The organism is Bifidobacterium imperatoris, assembly GCF_002860405.1.
In the GTDB taxonomy this organism is placed as follows: domain Bacteria; phylum Actinomycetota; class Actinomycetes; order Actinomycetales; family Bifidobacteriaceae; genus Bifidobacterium; species Bifidobacterium imperatoris.
This window is the reverse complement of the sequence record NZ_NMWV01000016.1, coordinates 71898-90108: the sequence shown is the minus strand read 5'-3', so window position 1 is coordinate 90108 and position 18211 is coordinate 71898. Positions and strand designations below refer to the sequence as shown.

General features: G+C 55.0%; 20 protein-coding genes and 1 pseudogene. 5 read left to right on the top strand and 16 right to left on the bottom strand.

Annotated elements, in window-relative coordinates:
• Positions 1–71 precede the first annotated feature (71 nt).
• From uvrC to Tam1G_RS06550, 6 genes are all read right to left on the bottom strand, one after another.
• Positions 72–2408 (bottom strand): excinuclease ABC subunit UvrC, encoded by a 2337-nt coding sequence (gene uvrC, locus Tam1G_RS06575; protein WP_101625903.1) that lies wholly within the window; start codon positions 2406–2408, stop codon positions 72–74.
• 140 nt (positions 2409–2548) lie between these two features.
• Entirely contained in the window at positions 2549–5578 is a 3030-nt protein-coding gene (gene uvrA / locus Tam1G_RS06570; RefSeq protein WP_101625902.1) for an excinuclease ABC subunit UvrA, read from the bottom strand.
• Between the two features lie 212 nt (positions 5579–5790).
• Positions 5791–7017 (bottom strand): MFS transporter, encoded by a 1227-nt coding sequence (locus Tam1G_RS06565; protein ID WP_207553044.1) that lies wholly within the window; start codon positions 7015–7017, stop codon positions 5791–5793.
• Between the two features lie 150 nt (positions 7018–7167).
• Positions 7168–7863, bottom strand: a complete 696-nt coding sequence (locus tag Tam1G_RS06560) for an SOS response-associated peptidase (protein WP_101625901.1) — start codon at positions 7861–7863, stop codon at positions 7168–7170.
• A gap of 47 nt (positions 7864–7910) precedes the next feature.
• Positions 7911–8210, bottom strand: a complete 300-nt coding sequence (locus Tam1G_RS06555; RefSeq protein WP_101625900.1) for a DUF2316 family protein — start codon at positions 8208–8210, stop codon at positions 7911–7913.
• Positions 8211–8297: 87 nt separating this feature from the next.
• Positions 8298–8699, bottom strand: coding sequence for a VOC family protein (locus Tam1G_RS06550; RefSeq protein ID WP_101625956.1), 402 nt, complete (start codon positions 8697–8699; stop codon positions 8298–8300).
• Positions 8700–9104: 405 nt separating this feature from the next.
• On the opposite strand from Tam1G_RS06550, the pseudogene Tam1G_RS12045 reads away from it, so the two are divergent.
• A pseudogene (locus tag Tam1G_RS12045) lies at positions 9105–9815 on the top strand (MFS transporter); the annotation flags it as partial.
• A 64-nt stretch (positions 9816–9879) separates the two neighbouring features.
• Complete coding sequence (locus Tam1G_RS11925) at positions 9880–10422, top strand: MFS transporter (RefSeq protein ID WP_101625899.1); 543 nt, start codon at positions 9880–9882, stop codon at positions 10420–10422.
• A gap of 158 nt (positions 10423–10580) precedes the next feature.
• Here Tam1G_RS11925 and Tam1G_RS06535 read toward each other — a convergent pair whose 3' ends face one another.
• From Tam1G_RS06535 to Tam1G_RS11920, 3 genes are all read right to left on the bottom strand, one after another.
• Positions 10581–11069, bottom strand: a complete 489-nt coding sequence (locus tag Tam1G_RS06535; protein ID WP_101625898.1) for a GNAT family N-acetyltransferase — start codon at positions 11067–11069, stop codon at positions 10581–10583.
• A 210-nt stretch (positions 11070–11279) separates the two neighbouring features.
• Positions 11280–11624 (bottom strand): hypothetical protein, encoded by a 345-nt coding sequence (locus Tam1G_RS06525; protein WP_101625955.1) that lies wholly within the window; start codon positions 11622–11624, stop codon positions 11280–11282.
• 11 nt (positions 11625–11635) lie between these two features.
• Positions 11636–12115, bottom strand: coding sequence for a hypothetical protein (locus tag Tam1G_RS11920; protein WP_242689625.1), 480 nt, complete (start codon positions 12113–12115; stop codon positions 11636–11638).
• Between the two features lie 148 nt (positions 12116–12263).
• On the opposite strand from Tam1G_RS11920, the gene Tam1G_RS06515 reads away from it, so the two are divergent.
• Positions 12264–12962 (top strand): response regulator, encoded by a 699-nt coding sequence (locus Tam1G_RS06515; RefSeq protein ID WP_243394872.1) that lies wholly within the window; start codon positions 12264–12266, stop codon positions 12960–12962.
• Positions 12938–14155, top strand: coding sequence for a histidine kinase (locus Tam1G_RS06510; RefSeq protein WP_242689624.1), 1218 nt, complete (start codon positions 12938–12940; stop codon positions 14153–14155). Before Tam1G_RS06515 ends, Tam1G_RS06510 begins: the two co-directional genes overlap by 25 nt.
• A 27-nt stretch (positions 14156–14182) precedes the next feature.
• Here Tam1G_RS06510 and Tam1G_RS11660 read toward each other — a convergent pair whose 3' ends face one another.
• The 4 genes from Tam1G_RS11660 to Tam1G_RS06490 form a co-directional block, all read right to left on the bottom strand.
• A complete protein-coding gene (locus tag Tam1G_RS11660) occupies positions 14183–14452 on the bottom strand; it encodes a DUF4160 domain-containing protein (protein WP_101625896.1) in 270 nt (89 codons plus the stop codon).
• A complete protein-coding gene (locus Tam1G_RS11655) occupies positions 14445–14681 on the bottom strand; it encodes a hypothetical protein (protein WP_101625895.1) in 237 nt (78 codons plus the stop codon). The genes Tam1G_RS11660 and Tam1G_RS11655 overlap by 8 nt, the downstream gene beginning before the upstream one ends.
• Before the next feature lie 97 nt (positions 14682–14778).
• Positions 14779–15087 (bottom strand): hypothetical protein, encoded by a 309-nt coding sequence (locus tag Tam1G_RS06495; protein ID WP_101625894.1) that lies wholly within the window; start codon positions 15085–15087, stop codon positions 14779–14781.
• Positions 15084–15569, bottom strand: a complete 486-nt coding sequence (locus Tam1G_RS06490) for a hypothetical protein (RefSeq protein WP_133124987.1) — start codon at positions 15567–15569, stop codon at positions 15084–15086. Before Tam1G_RS06490 ends, Tam1G_RS06495 begins: the two co-directional genes overlap by 4 nt.
• Before the next feature lie 421 nt (positions 15570–15990).
• Between Tam1G_RS06490 and Tam1G_RS06485 the strand changes: the two genes are divergently transcribed.
• Entirely contained in the window at positions 15991–16869 is an 879-nt protein-coding gene (locus Tam1G_RS06485; RefSeq protein WP_101625892.1) for a nucleoside triphosphate pyrophosphohydrolase, read from the top strand.
• A 4-nt stretch (positions 16870–16873) separates the two neighbouring features.
• On the opposite strand, the gene Tam1G_RS06480 is transcribed toward Tam1G_RS06485, so the two are convergent.
• The 3 genes from Tam1G_RS06480 to Tam1G_RS06470 are packed head-to-tail and all read right to left on the bottom strand — an operon-like array spanning position 16874 to position 18191.
• Positions 16874–17479: a pyridoxamine 5'-phosphate oxidase family protein gene (locus tag Tam1G_RS06480; protein ID WP_101625891.1), complete on the bottom strand. Its 606-nt coding sequence runs from the start codon at positions 17477–17479 to the stop codon at positions 16874–16876.
• On the bottom strand, positions 17476–17871 hold the full coding sequence (locus tag Tam1G_RS06475) for a HepT-like ribonuclease domain-containing protein (protein ID WP_101625890.1): 396 nt from the start codon (positions 17869–17871) through the stop codon (positions 17476–17478). The genes Tam1G_RS06480 and Tam1G_RS06475 overlap by 4 nt, the downstream gene beginning before the upstream one ends.
• Positions 17868–18191: a nucleotidyltransferase family protein gene (locus Tam1G_RS06470; protein WP_165781929.1), complete on the bottom strand. Its 324-nt coding sequence runs from the start codon at positions 18189–18191 to the stop codon at positions 17868–17870. The genes Tam1G_RS06475 and Tam1G_RS06470 overlap by 4 nt, the downstream gene beginning before the upstream one ends.
• Positions 18192–18211 lie beyond the last annotated feature (20 nt).

The window sequence follows — 18211 nt, the reverse complement described above, 5'->3', positions numbered from 1 at the left end:
TATAGGCAGATGTGGTTACATCAAACGAAAATCCCCCTTTGGTGGGGGTCGTGATACTACCTATCGGTAGCTCATTCGTCTGTTGATGCATCTTCATCAGCGATGTGCAATGCTTGGTACAGTGTTTCTGCTTTCGCTTTGCCGATACCGTTGACTTTCATGAAATCCTCAACGCTGGCTCCACGCATGGCTTTGACGGAGCCGAAATGATTCAGCAATCGTTTCTGGTAGCTTTCACCAATGCCCGGAATCTCATCTAGCGCGCTGCGCAAGGCACCTTTACGCCGCTGTTGACGGTGATAGGTGATGGCGAATCGATGGGATTCGTCACGCACTCGTTGCAACAGGTACATGCCTTCGGATTGGCGTTTCAAAATGATTGGGTAATCGTCGTCTGGAACCCAGACTTCCTCCAAACGCTTAGCCAGACCGCAAACCGCCACATCGGTTACGCCGCAATCCTCAAGCGCTTTTGCCGCGGCCATAACCTGCGGCTTGCCGCCATCGACCACCACCAGGTTTGGCTTGTAAGCAAAATGATGACGATCCGTGTTCTGTTGCACGGTTTTTTCGACCTGGTTATTGCGTTCAGCGCCAGTCTCATCATTTGGTTTTACCGAGGCTGATGCTGTAGCTGCTTTGATCCGCTGTTCCGCGTCCATACTGTCGCCGGAATCGCCGGCGATATTGCCATGCTTGAATCGTCGGGTCAAGGTTTCATACAACGCCGACAGATCATCCACTGCACCTTTACCGTCCTTGCCTCGAATGGCGAAACGGCGGTATTCGGATTTCTTGGCAATGGCATCCTCAAACACCACCATTGAAGCCACCTGGAAGGCGCCGCCTACGGTGTTGGAAATGTCGTAGCATTCGATACGCAGCGGAGCTTCAGGAAGGAATAGCGCTTTGGCCACATCGTTCATGGCTTGCGTACGAGCGCCCATATCCGAGATGCGGCTGAGCTTGCTGCGCTGCAATGCCTGATTGGCGTTCTCGTTGGCACGGTCCATCAGCTGTTTTTTATCACCACGTGAGGCTACGCGAATGCTTACCGCTCCTCCACGCAAACCAGTCAACCAATCTTCGAGTTCTGCTTGACGGCTTGGCTCGATAGGCACGATGATTTCGCGTGGTACCGGCGCAATCGGAGCCAGCAAGTCCGCACGCCCGGTGACTTCCTGACGCGTATTGCGCTCTCGGGTTGCCTTGGCCCGGGCGATGGCATCGGTGGCGGTTACGGTTTGTGTGGAGCCGATGGCTTCACGCTGCTCCTGTATGGAGGCTGCTCCCCTGTTGGATTGCCTTGCTTTTGAATCGTCTCCGGCCGCATCCGAATACACTTGCACAATTAGATCGGCCATCAAATCGCCATCTGCAATGTCTTCGACGCGTTCCACACTCCAATTACGCTCGCCTCGGATAGCTCCCGCGCGCACGTAAAATGCGTGCACGGAGGCTTCCAATTCATCGGCGGCGAAGCCAAACACATCAGCATCTACATCCTGATCGAACACGACCGCGTTCTGCTGCACCACCGTCTCGAGCATTTGAATCTGGTCACGCAAATGCGCGGCCTTCTCGAACTCGAGTTCGGCACTGGCTTCTTTCATCTCCCGAGTCAATTGCGCGATATATGAACGACCGAGACGCCCAGTCATCACACCAACCAATTGTTCGGCAAGCTTGCGATGCTCCACGGGTGTGATTTTGCCGATGCATGGCGCAGAGCATTTTCCAATCGACGCGAACAAGCACGGACGACCAGTCAGCTCTGCTTTATGAAATACGTTAGGCGTGCAGGTTCGTACCGGGAACGTGCGCAGCAGCTTATCCAAGCTATGACGCAGCTCCCAGACTTTCGCATATGGTCCGAAATATCGAGTGTCGCGGCGTTTGCGCGAACGTGTGACCCAAATGCGAGGGATTCGCTCGCCCGTGCTGACCGCCAGATATGGATAAGTTTTATCGTCACGGAACTGCACGTTGAATCGCGGATCGAATTCCTTAATCCACGTATATTCCAACGTTAATGATTCAAGCTCAGTACCCACCACAGTCCATTCAAGACTGCGTGCGGTAAGCACCATTGTCTGCGTGCGTGGATGTAGTAGATACAACGGCTGGAAATAGTTGGTCAGGCGATTGCGCAGATTCTTGGCCTTGCCCACGTAGATGACACGACCCTCACCATCGCGCCACTTATAGACGCCTGGTTTCGCGGGAATATCCGAGGTTTTCGGTCTGAACAGATCACGCGAATCACCAAGCAGCGGAGCCCCATTCGCGTTGACTTGCGCTTCCAACTCGCTCTCCGATGCAGCGTTACCTGTCGTATTCGTTGCTACTAATGTCGAAGCGGTTTTGCGCCACTCATCGGGACTATGCCGTTCAATGTCGTTCGTCATAATCCTTCCTTGCCTTGAATTGTTGATAATGGGAGGTGTGGGCTGGGGTGAGTGTTGTAAGACCGTAAGCTTGGCCGAACGGCCTTGAGTGTGTCGCACAACACTCACCCCAGCCCACAGCGGTCAACTTAAATCGAGGCTCATAGCATTGGTTTAAGGAACTTACCAGTCCAAGAATCGGAACATTCAGCTACCTGTTCAGGAGTGCCTTGCGTGACGATGGTACCGCCGCCATCGCCTCCTTCGGGTCCCAAATCAATCAGCCAATCCGCTTCCTTGATCACATCGAGATTATGCTCGATGACAATCACCGTATTACCCTTATCGACCAGTGATTGCAGCACCTTAAGCAGCTTGTTCACATCCTCGAAGTGCAGACCGGTGGTTGGCTCGTCCAGAATGTACACGGTTTTACCATCCGAACGACGCTGCAGCTCGGTGGCGAGCTTCACGCGCTGCGATTCACCACCGGAAAGCGTTGGTGCTGGCTGGCCCAAGCGAATATAGCCAAGGCCCACATCCACCAAGGTCTTCAGATAACGGGAGATACCAGTGTATGCCTTGAAGAAATCGGCAGCCTCTTCGATGGGCATATCGAGAATGTCGGAAACGGTTTTCCCGTTGTATTTCACTTCAAGGGTTTCGCGGTTATAGCGTTTGCCGTGGCATGTTTCGCATTCCACGTACACGTCCGGCAGGAAGTTCATCTCGATCTTCAACGTGCCGTCACCGTGGCAGGCCTCGCATCGGCCGCCCTTGACGTTGAAGCTAAAGCGGCCAGGACCATAACCACGCACCTGAGCTTCCGGCGTCTTAGCGAACAGCGTACGGATCTTATCCCATACGCCGGTGTATGTGGCGGGATTGGAGCGCGGCGTGCGACCTATCGGATTCTGATCCACATGAATTACCTTGCGCACCTGATCAACGCCTTCAACTCGCGTATGCTTGCCCGGCACGATGCGAGCACCATTGAGCTTGTCAGCAAGTACTGGATACAAAATCGTGTTCACCAAAGAGGATTTGCCGGAGCCAGAGACGCCGGTAACTACAGTGAAGACACCGAGCGGGAAGCTCACGTTGATGTTCTTCAGGTTGTTCTCGCGAGCACCAACTACTTTGAGCATCTTGGTCTTGTTGACCTTGCGCCGATGAGTCGGTACCACGATTTCACGGCGATGCGCAATGTAATCGCCAGTGATGGAACGCTTGGCTTCAATCAAATGCTTTGCAGGACCGGAGTAGATGACTTCACCACCGTGTTCACCGGCGCCGGGACCGATGTCCACCAACCAGTCGGCCTGACGAATCGTATCCTCATCATGTTCGACCACGATGAGCGTATTGCCGAGATCGCGCAAATGATGCAGTGTTTCAATCAAGCGTTCGTTGTCGCGTTGATGCAGACCTATGGACGGCTCGTCAAGCACATACATAACACCAACCAAACCGGAGCCGATTTGTGTGGCAAGACGAATACGCTGCGCTTCGCCACCGGAGAGTGTGGCGGCAGCGCGCGAGAGCGTCAGATAATCGAGACCCACATCATTGAGGAATCCAAGACGTGCCTTGATTTCCTTCAACACTTCGCCGGCAATCAGCTGCGCGGAGCCCTCAAGCTTCAATCCGTTAACCCATTCGAGCTCACGAACAACTGGCATATCGCAGACATCGAAAATGGACTTGCCATCCACGGTAACCGCCAGTACTTCCGGCTTCAAACGGCGCCCATGACACACTTGGCAGGGCACCTCACGCATATACGACTCATAGTATTCGCGCATGGACTGCGAGTCGGTTTCGTCATGGCGGCGCATCAGCGTGCGTACCACGCCTTCAAAACCGGTGGAGTATTCACGCAGGCGACCCCAACGATTGCGGTAGGAGACATCCACTTTGAAATCGTGACCGTAGAGAATGTCGTGCTTCACATCCTCCGGTAGATCCTTCCACGGAGTCTTCATTGAGAAGCCCATCTCACGGGCCAGACCCTCGAGCACATGGCCGTAATACTGGGAGGTCATCTTCGTGTTGCTCCACGGCTCGATAACACCTTCGGCCAGCGACTTCTCTGGGTCGGAAATCACGAGCTCCGGATCGATTTCCAATTTGAATCCCAGACCGGTGCAAGCCGGGCATGCGCCATAAGGCGCGTTGAAAGAGAAGGTGCGCGGCTCGATCTCATCGAGTTCCAACGTATGACCATTCGGACAGCTGCGATGTTCGGAGAACGGTCGGCGGCGGGCCGGAGAGCCCTCCTCCTCGTCCACGAAATCGATGACGATGCTGCCGTTGGCCAGTTTCAGAGCGGTTTCCACTGAATCAGTCAAACGCTGACGAATGCCATCTTTGACCACCAGACGGTCCACCACCACTTCAATGGTGTGCTTCTTCTGCTTGGTGAGCTTGATGTCATCGGATAGCTGCTTCATTTCGCCGTCGATCAGCGCACGCGCATAGCCGTCAGAACGCAGTAGTTCGAGCATATCCACGAACTCGCCTTTGCGACCTTTGACTACCGGAGCAAGAATCTGGAATCGCGTACGTTCCGGGTAATCCAGCAACGTATCCACAATCTGCTGTGGCGTTTGCGAAGCCACCGGTTCACCGCATTCCGGGCAATGCGGTACACCCGTACGTGCAAACAGCAGTCGCAAATAATCATAGATTTCGGTAATCGTGCCCACAGTGGAGCGCGGGTTGCGATTCGTGGTTTTCTGATCGATTGAAACAGCTGGGCTCAGGCCTTCGATGAAGTCCACATCAGGCTTATCCATCTGGCCTAGGAATTGGCGTGCGTAAGCGGACAGAGATTCCACATAACGGCGCTGACCTTCAGCGAACAAGGTATCGAATGCAAGCGAGGATTTACCGGAACCGGACAGTCCTGTGAACACCACCATGCGATTGCGCGGAATCGCCAAATCCACGTTTTTTAGGTTGTGCTCGCGCGCGCCCTGAATCGTGATCTTCAAATCGTTGGGAATATGGGAGATATCAGCCACCAGCGAACCATCATGTTCGATTAGTGGGGCTTTCTTGATTTCGCGGCTCAGGAATGAGTCGCTGGTCATCACTTTTTCTACGATGACTTCACCGTTCTTGCCTTTTCCGGCTTTCACTCCCCCAGCCGTGCGCTTTGTGCCAGTTTGCACTACCGCCACTGCCATCCCGCCTTCCATACGCGTCTGTTTGTATGCGGGTGTTCGCTAACTCGCATACGTTGAATGCAACCTGCCCCAAGAATACCCGAACATGCGACTTCAGTCGAACGCTTGTTCGATGGTGTGTTCAAGGTTCAGATCTGCGGCAAACGTATAGAAAAAGGCCTCGGACAAGGTGTCCAAGGCCTTAGTGAGTCATCGGGAATTACGCGCACCGCTTACTCAAGTGCGACGCCCTTCTTCTCAGGAATGAAGAACATCGTGATGAACGCGATGATGTAAATGGATGCGATGGTAGCCAGAGCGAAACCGAAGCCGTGGCCGGTGGCGATGGCTGCGATGACGACCGGGCCAAGACCGCCGCCGATGAAGCGACCAGTGTTATATAGGGCGGTTTGCGCAGTGGCGCGAAGCTCGGTCGGGAACAGCTCGGAAATCAGCGCACCATAGCCACCAATCATACCGTTGGCGAACATGCCCATGAAGAAGCCGCCGACCAGCAGTGCGGTCGGGTCCTTGAGCTGGCTGTAAATGACGACCATGATGGCAGCACCGATCTGGAAGATCCAGAACGCCGGGCGACGGCCGAGGTGGTCGGCGAGGAAGCCGAATACGGAGATGCCGAGCATCATGCCGAGCACGGTGACGGCGGTCCAGATGCCGGTGGAGGTCAGGGACAGGTTCAGTTCGGTGTTGAGATAGCTGGGCAGCCAGGTCATGATACCGAAGTAGCCGCAGTTCTGCACAGTGCACAGGATGATGATGGCAATGGAGAAGCGCACACGTTCCGGCGTGGAGAACAACTGACGAATCGAGCCATGCTCCTTGGCGGTCTGGCGATGCTTCAGATACAGCGGCGGTTCAGGAACGAACACTCGGATGAAGATAGCCACGATGGCCGGCACAATGCCAATGGCGAACAGGCCACGCCAGCCGAAGGCGGTTAGAATCGGAGCGCTCAGCAGGGAGGCCAGCAGCACACCCACCTGGAAGCCAAGACCGACGCCGGAAGTCGCCTTGGCGCGGTTTTCCGGGCTGGATGCTTCTGCGGCGATGGCCATGCCGATACCGAATTCAGCGCCGATGCCCACGCCGGCGAGGAAGCGGAACAATGCCATCAGGAAGAAGTTCGGCGCAAACGCGGAGAACAGCGTGAATACGCCGAAGAAAACCACTGAATAGGTCAGCACGCGAATGCGGCCGTACTTATCCGCCAGACGGCCGAACACCAGACCGCCCAAGAATGCGCCGGCCAGCGTGATGGTGGTCAACGTGCTTGCCGTGGTCTTGTCGATATTGAAGCTGGCCATGATGCCGGACATCGCAAAGCCCAAAATCATCAAATCAAGGCCGTCGAGCGCGTGCCCGACCGTCGAGGAGAATACTGCCAGACCGGCGTAATGCTTCATGCCGCTGGCCTTATCCACCGTTTCTTTTTCTGCCATGAACATGGCTATCCCTCCGCTCTTCTCGTTACGGTTCGGCGGAAGATTGTAATAGATAAGGTGAACAGATGGTGAACGAGGTATGTCGAATGTTTGTTCTGCCTGATTAGTTCGCACAACGCCGTATCCATTCACTAACAGGCTCACGCGTCAGAACAGGCTAGGCGTATGCGTTCGCCGCAATGGCCGAATCAGCTTACGTCCGTCATCCGATGCGTTGAATGCAGCGACCTCATGGAAAGCAAGCTTGCAAGATAATTCAGCGCCATCTATCTGCATATCCGGAATCAATGAAGCACCATCGACTGAGCGATCAAGCCATGCATAGGTGAAATCGTGCGGCACAAGCACCGGCATGCGGTCATGAACCGTGGCCGGGCCGTCCACAGCCGGGCAGGTGAGTATCGTCGCGGTCAGGAGCCACGGAGATCGGCCGTCACGCCACCAGGAAAATAGTCCGGCCAAATACAATGTCGCATCATTCGGCGCATGGAAATAATACGGTTTGCGACCGTGAAATTCGTAGTATCCGGAAGCGGGAATGATGGCTCGCATGGACTTGGCCGAAGCGGCGAACGTGGGTTTGTCGCACGCCGATTCGATGCGTGCGTTGTATGTGGGATAAGTAAGTTCCTTATTGGTGCTCCACGTGGGGATCAATGACCAATATGCGCTAGCCAGATGACGCTTACCGTCTCTCCCTTGTGCCACGATGCCGATGCCCTGTTTGGGTGTGATGTTGTACGACGGCTGCGGAAGCTCGGCGGGATCCGCATCGTCCTTATCCACACCGAATTGATTCGCAATCGCATCCCAATCCAGATCGGCTGCAAAGCACCTGCACATAGCGTGAAGCATACCATCGCGTAATTCGCGAGTCGGTTCTGGGGCTGTCAGTCCAATTTGTTCGCATCGATAATTCGGTCATCAAGGAACCAGTAATCATGGGGGTTACCGCGTAATGCAGTAAAGGGCACTGGTTCCACGCCAGCGGCGGCGGCCTTGTCGAGCAGGTAACGGCGTACGATCCACGGGTACTCGAGCACGCCGGACCTTAACTCGATAATGTTTTCAATAGTCGCGCCGGAAACCCCGAAATCGGCACCGATCTGTTCTGCAGTCAATCCTAGCAATGCCATATTCTCACGGAACTCGCGAATGGTCGCCGCCCGCTGCTCGCTCGTCAAAGACATATCGAATTCCTCTAATCTTTCAGCACAACATACCGCATTCGAAATATTAGCTAGCTATGAACATACGGCAAATATCTTGATGATTATTCAGCGCTTTTGATGATTGTCAAACCAGCCGGACCAGTCGACCACGGCCTCGATGTTATTGCCGTCCGGGTCGAGAACGAACGCCGAATAGTAGCCGGGATGGTAAGGGCGCGGACCAGGCGCCCCGTTGCCTTGACCACCGGCTGCGAGCGCGGCCTGATAGAACGCCTGTACGGCTTCGCGATTGGGAGCGAGGAATGCGATATGGGTGACCGGTGAGGTTGGCGTATCATCCATCGGTGAAACGTAGAAATCGGAATGAGGCGTTCCGTCGTTCACGCCAAAGCCGATCGTCGGTTCGTGATGTGCCTTGGCGATGTAGCCCAGTGGTGCGAGCGCCTTTTCATAGAACGTGATGCTGCGTTCAATATTCTGTACATGTAACGTGATGTGATCCAACATGATTGCCACTGTACGCGCATTGCGTTTGGTCTGTTTGGCTTCTGATTGCTATTCTCAGATGCATACTGGAAAATGGCGTTTTGTCGCATTTCGGTTGATTATCATGGGTGATTATAAGCATCGTTACGGAACCAATCATCGAGGATTTTCCGTAGCGCGTCATCGTCGGTCATAGGAGACTTTCATGTACGTCGTTTTGGAATCCTTCGCATACGACTAGACGGATTGACGGTTTCGTTTTCCCGTCTCTCCCCTATCGCCACGGTCCGGTTCGGACTCGCGCGATAGGTCGTTATACCTGATTTCAGAACGCATCCCATGAACGCGAATCTGTGATCGTCGTAATCGGCCGCAACCGACTGGCTTTCGCATGCCGTTCATGGCAATCATGAAACGAGTTTCACCATGAACACCGATATTCACTCACCTGCCCACTCCCCTGCCAACGTTGCGCACAGGTCCCGTTCGCTGTGGAGTCTGGCCGCATACCGCAACTGGTTCATCGCCGACACGGCCGACGTGTTCGCAGTCAGTCTACGTGCGTTTGCCATACCGCTGATTGGTCTGGCTTTATCCAGCTCTGCTTTTATCTCTGGGTTACTGGTTACTATCGAATCCGCTATAGGGCTTGTGCTTATGTCGATTGGCGGCGCGATAGCCGACCGTCATGACCGTAGACGGTTGATGATCCTGCTTGGCTTGGTCGGCGTGCTTCTATCACTTACAGCGACCGTCCTGCTTGCAGCCGGCACGATGAGCACGGTCCTGTTCGCTCTGTTCGTTGCTCTGTTCGCTGTGATGAATGGTTTGCTTGGACCTTCCAATGACGCGATGCTCAAGTCGATTGTGCCTATGGAACGATTCGCCAAGGCGCAGGCGATACGCGAGGCACGTGAATCGTGCGTCGAACTGTCAGGAGGCGCCATCAGCGGACTGCTGTATAGGATTGCCAGCTGGTTCCCGTTCCTTGCTTCTATGGTGCTTTATCTGACGGCGGCACTCACCGCACTGGCATTGCCGAAGAAAACGGTAGTCTCAGCCGAAAACGGTCTGTCGAATCAGCTAACCACTAGTAGCCCGACAATGGATTCGTCATTCATTGCCCAGTTTCTTGAAGGCTGGAGATGGACGTTAACCAGACGAACGGTTCTTGCAGCCATCGTCCAAGGAGCGGTCATCAATGTCGCTTGCTACGGGAAGCATCATCGGCGTGCAAATCATGCTCGCCTCACGCGGTACGGACGCTGCGCTCATCGGCTTGGTCAGCACAGCCACAGGCGTTGCCGCATTGATTGGTTCGCTGGCTGCCGGCTGGCTGGTCGAACATATTCCGACAGGCAAGCTCATCATGATCACCTTTGCCGTGTTCACGCTTGCGATGGTACCGTTGCTGTTCACCAATTCATACGGGGTAATCGTCGTATGCATGATGATGGCTTCCCTGCTGTTCCCCGCGCTGAATGCCGGCGAACTCGGTTTCATCTACGGACGCACACCGGACGATATGCAAGGAAGAGTGTCCACCGTATTCGAGACCGCAATCGGCATTCCCGGAGCCTTGACACCTGCACTGGTCGGCTGGCTGCTGCAAACAACTCAGCTTGGTTTCCGCGCAGTCATGATACTGGTCGTTGCTTGCGCAGGTCTCGGCCTACTGCTCGCCTGCGTCACCCCGACGCGGAATATCCCGCTACCGGCGCAATGGGAGCAAACCGAACTCTGATGCACGCATAAAACTAATGGCCGGTGTAGGTGAACATGAGCCACCTGCGCCGGCTTAAGACACATCCGATATGCGCAGCAACGGCATTGCCAACATCACATTGGCAATGCCATTTTCTCAGTTCTGATTGCAAAATCAGCTTGGGACCACCACCTGAATCAGTAGTTGGTCATTTCGAGTTCCGGTCCCATGTCCTCGGTTTGGGCGCGGCCGGTCTCGTGGAAGCCGATATGCCGATAGAAGCCCTGCGCGTTGGCGTTGAACCCGGCGACCCAGAGCACGAGTCTGTCGTTGCCGATAGCCTGTTTGCCGGTTTCGACCAGCATGCGTCCGACGCCCCGCCGATGCCGGTCGGCCAACACGTACAGTGAGGCAAGTTCCGCCGCTTCGGGACGATCGATCGTAGGGCGCGGCGTGCGCAGCAGTTCCGCGAACCCGATCACATGATCGTCGTCAAGCGCCACCAGGGTAACCTGATCGGAGTTCTTGGCGTGGGCCTCGGTGAGTTTCAACGCGAACTGCGGGGTGATGGCGTCCACGATCTCCTGCGGAATCTTGCCTTGGTTGAGTTCCCGCCATGTTTGCGACTGCACTTGCGCCTTCTCCTCGAACCATCGTGGTTCGATCGGAGCGACACAAATCGTCATTTGCTTATCCTTTCCCTCCGAATATCTTCATATGTTCGATTCCAAGTAAGCTTTTCTGCATCGAAATTCGCGATGGTCCAACGGGTCTTGATGCCGACCTGATAATTCCTCTCCAATTGGCCGTTCTTCGCGAACCCATACATGGAGAGGCACCACCGGACTATCGGCAGGAACAAACCGATCAGACAAAGAAGCATATCCCGAATCCTTTCAGGCATTATGTCGTTTACGGGGCGCTTGCACGGCGGCGACGCCGAACACGGACTGCACACAGAACAATCCCGTGAGGAACACCAACACAGCGGGACGGTATGCGCGATAGAAATCAACCATGTCCGGTTGTGCGTATGGCATCGCGATGGTGTACACGCAGCCGGTAAGCAGGGCAACAGATAGCGAGCCAACCAGTAGCGCGATGACGGCGAAACGCAGTCGCCGCTGGTCTTCGCACGCATGCGCAAGCCAGCGAAACGCCAGTGTGATGCAAATGCTGACCAGCAGATAGCACAGTAGCCCGTATGTGGGCAGCATGTCAATGACAATCAGATACTTCATGGAAGGTCCTTTCAGATCAGGCATTCGAAGAAATGCCATTCCGAGGAATCAGCATCACGGATGATGATCAGCGTACCGCTCTCGTTGTTTATCTCCCTATGAGGCTGATCGTACAGATCATCAAGTTGTGTTCCCAGATCCAATTGCAGAGTCGTATTTGCTTCCTTGACCATGCGTATGCTCTCCTGCGACAATCGATTGCTTGAGTACTCTCTGTCGTCCAGAATGGTGTCGTTAACTTTTTCCGGGTCGGCGGTGATCTTCACGTACCTGTACCCGTCTCCGTGGAAACTCTCCTCTTCCTTACTGACGATTGCCCTCGCATCTTTGGGAAATGAGATCGAGAACCTCTGCGACAAATTCTGAACCGTACTGTAGCTTTGGTATCGCGTCCATGCGAACCATAATCCCGCCACCACTAATGCCGTGACGACCACAATAGTGATGATCGTTCCGACACGGCCGCCATCTTTCCATACGCGGTTTCCCATCCGTGGTCTCCTTGCCTTCGTCGTGCACCAACAAATCTCATTGAATCCATGCACGCTCCGCAATCGCAACGTCATGTCAAGCAATCGCATGACAGCAGTGCCGTTTCATGCCGGAGAGCCAATGGCAGTCGGCGGTACAGTGGATGTCATGGGACTTGGGAACGATCCGGAGACGGCGGGTGTGATCCGCATCGGCGTGTTGGATAATGATCCGTTCGCGTTGGATGCGATGTGCGCGATGATCGCGGCCATGTCTCGGGATTTCCACGTCGTGTGGAGCACGGGGTCGCCGGCGGTGGCGATCGAGCACTGCCACAACGCGCATACGCGGCCGGACGTGCTCGTATTGGACATGGCGTTGGGCGGCATCACCGGCGCGGACGTGTGCCGGCGCATCCGGCGCAGGACGGGCGAGGTGGGTGTCATCTGCGTCACCTCGTATTCGACGGACGTCTACCGGGCGGAGGCGATCAAAGCGGGCGCGCAGGGACTGCTCGCCAAGGAACGGCTCAAGACCGACATTACTGATGCGGTGCGGCGGGCGGCCGCCGGAAAGCCAACCGCCGCTCAGGCCGAGGCGGGCTTCCATGACGCGGCCTCGGCGTATGCGTTGTTGTCCGGCACGGTGCCGGCGAAGATGTCCGAGGACATGAAGGACTCATTGTCCGCGCGCGAGAAGGATATCCTGCGCCTGTACGCGCAGCGTTTGACCACCGACGAGATCGCACAGCGGCTGGGTATTGCCAAGGGCAGTGTGTTCACGTACGTGCATCGCGCGGCCGACAAGCTCGGTGTGACCAGCCGCAGGGAGGTGCTGGAGGCATGCGCCAGATACGATCTGCTGTAAACCATCTTATCGGACGAATCGGTCCAAGCAACGATCATCCGGTCATCGCGGCGGCATGCGTGCTGTTGGCTGCCGCCCTTATCGCGGAATGCATGGTCCGGGCCGCGACGGATGCTGCCTCGACGGTGAGCGTGTGGCATCTTGCGCTGGTTCTGGTGATGCTCGTCGGTCTGATCGGCGGCATGTTCCGCCCGCAATGGTTCCTTTGGGCGGCGCTCGTGGCCGGCGAGATTCTGCTGGTAATGACACTCATGATCACTCCATTGGCCATCAGCATTATCTGTACGGGATTCCTTGCCTATCTCAGCACACGGTCCGGCGCAATCGCCACCGGCATGCTGCTCGTATTGCTGGTCGCTCCCGCACCACCTAGTAGCAACCGTCTGCTGGTAGCTACGTTGATGCATGTCGCACTCTATTGCTTCCCGCTAGTGACCGGCCTGCTGCTGCACATGATGCGGCAGCGCGATCATGACTCGTATCTGCTGCGTCGCCAGCAGGAGCGCGAGGACACGGCCCGCAATTTGCATGACACCATCAGCAACGATCTCGCCTATCTCATCCTGCGCATCGACCACGCCGAGACCAGCGGCATGCCCGCCGGCGAACAGGAATACCGCCGGCAACTCCGGGAACTGCGCGACGCGGCCAATCGCGCCATGACCCACACGCACGCAGTCATCGAGTCACTGGAAGAGCATCCGGAGCAACAGCCGCAATCACAACCATCGGAACCGCGAAGCACGGCAACATTTCCGCTGACAACGGCCACAGATCACACCACCGTACAACAGGCGGAGCTGCAATCCCTGATTGATGACGAGGAGGCGAAGCTCGAATCGCTCGGCTTCACCGGTGACAGTCTGCTCGGAGAATTCCGCCGTCCGCTCTCCCCCGGCATGATGCGACTGCTCATAGGATTGCTGACGGAACTGTACGCGAACATCGCCAAGCACGCCGACCCGGCCGAATGGTACGCCGTCTCCATCGGCTTCGATGCCGAGGAGATCCGTATCTCCGTCAGTGACACCATCGCCGAACATGACGGAAAACTTGGATTGGGCCGTGGCCTCGACCGTTACCGCACCATCGTCGAAACAGCCGGCGGCAGCTTCACCATCCACACGGAACAGCGGCACTGGCAACTGGACGTCCGCATCCCGAGCAAGTCAGACAGCGAACTACAACAGTAGAACGCCAAATATCTCCTGTCGAACCTGTCACTTGTCGAAATGGCAGTTACCGAAGAAACTGCGCCATGCTTGGACGAAACCGTTCCAATTGCGGCGCATGTACAACTGAATCTTCCGTGTCGTCTTGGCATCCAGCGTGGTCGAGTCCACGACCACATCCCCGTCAGCGGTCAGCACGAACTTGGCAAGCCGATACGAGTTGTTGCGTTTGATATGAAAATGCACGCCGTGACCGCCGTCATTGCTGGTCACATAAAACTCGTATCCGGCGACGTCTTCAAACCAGATCTCAGGCATATTCGCGATCCACTTCGCGCGCATCCTCCACGAACGGGTAGGAACGCTTGAAGTAGCCTTCCACCAGTGGAAGCGATTCGGAGGGGAAAGTGTTGCTGCGCACCGTGCCATCATTGTTGAACACGATCTTGAATCCGGTCGCCGGCTCGGTGACCGTAACCGTTCTCGCCGTGTATCCCAGTCGAAGACCATTTGCCTCCAACAGGTTGCTCATGCCGATCCTCGCCATGACAGCCTCCAATCCAAAATCCCCCTATGAAGCATTACACATTCCATTGTATGCGGCTCCCTCACGAAGCATGGTCCGAACCCTCTGCTCTTATTTATCAGGCTCGAAGACCACCACCAGCTGCGTTACGGAACCTGACTATAGTGGTGTCCCTGCTCACAGGTTTTATCCGCCCGATTCTTCCTTCTTTTTGCGAGAAGTATTCGGATGGCCGAACCAATAGGATTGCTAAAACAAGTGGAACGACTACCCATTTAGGGAATTGCATCGCGTTGAAAACCAATGCCAGCACAAAAATCAACACGTACGCCAAAAGTTCCCACCATTTTAGAGGCAAACGATACGTTCCCTTCACGTTCTTGCACCGGTGTTTCATCTCAGTCGAGTTCTTCTTCTGTCGATTCATGGCTTCTTCCTTGGATTTTGGTAATAGGTTTTGGCGACGATTGAAATCACCGCATACAATGCGCAGGCCAAGGCCAAACCCCACGCCAGATACTGCAGCGGCTGAATATCGAATACCAAAGCGATGGTGGACATGTTGACGCACAGGTTGATGCAGATGATGAGTGTCATCTTCGCGGCGATAGCGTCGGATCTATCGGCAAGTAAATGGTCATGGGCATCCGGCTCCAGCCGTTCAGCCACTTTGCCGCGATATGCGAATCCTTCCGCGACAAGCGAGCCGGCGCCCAGCAGGAGAAACACGATCGCCTGCGATCCAGAATTCCAGAACCATTCCTCACTCCATCCATATCGGATGAGACCACATACAGCCAGCACGACGGAATACAACGCGCAGGTTCCGGCCGCAGCGAACAAACGCCATCGTCCCTCTCTTCTGCACAAACGCCTATTACTGGAGCCGTGTGAAGTACCATCGGTCATGATCATCCTCCTCTTCGAGGGCTGTCACTTTTCCCATAATCCTTATTCAATCCGAGAACGGCCGACCATACAACATCATGTCAAGCAATCGCATGACAGGAATCTTCGTAGACATAGGCAGATTCCTTCTGCATGGTTTTAGACGTCCCTTTGCGTCTGGGCCATGCCTGCGCCGGTACGGTGGGCCGAGGATGAGACGAGAAGCACCGGTCTCGGCCTACTGCTCGCCTGCGTCACCCCGACGCGAAATATTCCTTTGCCGGCGCAGTGGGAACAAGCTGAACTGTAAGGCAAAAGCTTCATTGCCATCCGTTGCTATCTTTGGGCAATGGATGACAATGAACGTGAGACCCCGATACGTTGCCATAATTGGTATGTCTAGAGCAGTCAGATTCACGGTTCGAGTGAAAGGGAAAACGACATGGATAGCAGCACAGAACGCAGCCAGGAAGAGAGCGCAAGCATACAACGCGGATATCGCCTGCCGGCCGGCTTTGAACGGTGCTCGAAGCTGAAACCAGTCGCACAGGTTCCAAGCGCGTTGGAGCGGGTCAAAGCCATTGTGGACATTCTATATTCGCCGGGCGGCTGCCCTTGGGATGGCAAGCAGACGAATCGTTCGCTTCTTAAGCCATTGCTTGAAGAGACCTACGAGTATGTGGATGCAGTGGAAACGAACGACAGAGATAACATGCGCGAGGAGCTGGGCGACGTGTTGCTGCAGTCGGTGTTCCAAGCACGGGTGTGCGCTTCTGACTCAACCGATCCATTTGACATTGACGAGGTGGCTGATCGTCTGGTGAACAAACTCATTACCCGCCACCCACACGTCTTCGAGCCTGATGATGACGCTGATGATGCAGAAGATGAGGCGCAAGTAAATGGGGCTACGCTTTCCCCGGAGGAAACACTCGCTCTGTGGGAGCGGATGAAACAGCAGGAGAAGCATCGCAAGTCCGTGCTCGAAGGCATCTCACACGCACAAGGTGCGTTGCCTCGCGCCGTCAAAGTGGTTTCTCGCATCATGAAATCAGCGTATCGAGATGTATTGCTCGCCGTCTTCGATGATGCAATCAAGACGAATGATGTTCAGAATTGCAACGAAGAAGCCATACCGGATTCACCAATCACAACGAATCCTTCTCATTCGAAGGCCTCGACTTATACCAACGAAATCCTCGCCATCGTACGCCATGCTCAATCCGAGGGAATCGACATCGAAGCTGCCCTACGCAACCGACTGCGTGACGTAGAAACCGCCATCGCCTCGCATGAGCAAGAACTTGACGGCGAAGCATAATTAGCTATGCAATCCGTTGAGTATGCGCACGGCTCGGCTTGGCATGTACTTTTGCTGTGAGTCTGGTTGCTTCGATTTTCCACACGGTAACGGCGTTCACCTGTGCATCGGTGAATTCGACGTGCGGCATATGCGCCTGATGCATCATAAGCAACTGCAGTCCGCGGCGACGTTCTTCGAGATCATCCACAATCGAGGCGATGCCATTACCGATCACCGAAGTGAACGCTTCGCCCCAATTGCAGGCTGTACGCCCCTCGATGACCTCGCAGTCAGTTCTCATGGCGAATGATACAGGCAGCTGATTATCGGCAGCGCGGATGGCATCGAGTTTGCGCCCGTGTGCAGCCGAATGAATCCATAGCGTGAGGGAGCCAGACGCCGAATCATAGTCGTATCCGAAGTTGAGCGGCACCATCGTCAGGCCCTCGGCATCCACATATGCGACATCGACGATATCGCAGCGGCTGATGATCTCACCTATCTGCGCGGAATCGACGATCTCCCGATCCGCTCGCCGCATTCTGCGATGCCCGCCAGCTACAGTGCGTTCGTTGTCTCGGCGCTTTGAAGAAGCCGAACTATCGACTGATCTGCTGTCGTCGCTCATCGCGCCCCTCCCTCACTCCTATGCTGAGATGCGTCATGCCGCTCAATATTCTCTCGATAGGCTTTCAGCGCATCAATTACCGGAGGGAAATCAATGATGACCGTGTCATACAGAACGTCCCAATCAACTTCACCATATTCATGAACTATTACGTTGCGTAGACCCCGCAGCTCTTTCCAAGGAACATCATTTACCGATTCGAGCAACGAGTCAGACAGATGCGCAGCACATTCCTGTGCCTGTTCGATTTCTTTGGCCGCCGAATTGCGATCTTTGCGGCTTAAAGCCAAGGCCTCACCTTCGGAAAAGGCGGAAACATCTTCGTATGCATATTCCAGATGCTCGATGAGTTCATCCAATAGAAGCGCATCCCGTTCTTGAGCACGTATCATACAATCCTCGTCAAATCATTCTTAATGGAATCGTAAAAACGTTTTCCGGATGCAGTATGTTCAGCATTAAATAACAACGTGCGCATGGAGAGCAGTGACACCGGCGAACCAAGCTCCGACTCCAAATCATCTTTCAATGACAAAACAACTCCGGCAGTGGCCTTGTTTCCTGCATTCAATCGATAGATAAAATCGACATCAGAATGGGGGCCGTTATCTCCCCTGGCGACCGAGCCATATACGTACATCTCCCCTACGCCATGATTCGCGGCAGTACGACGGGCGACATTCCGCACCTGATCCAAGGTAAGAAGACTCATATACTCATGATACAAGTTCT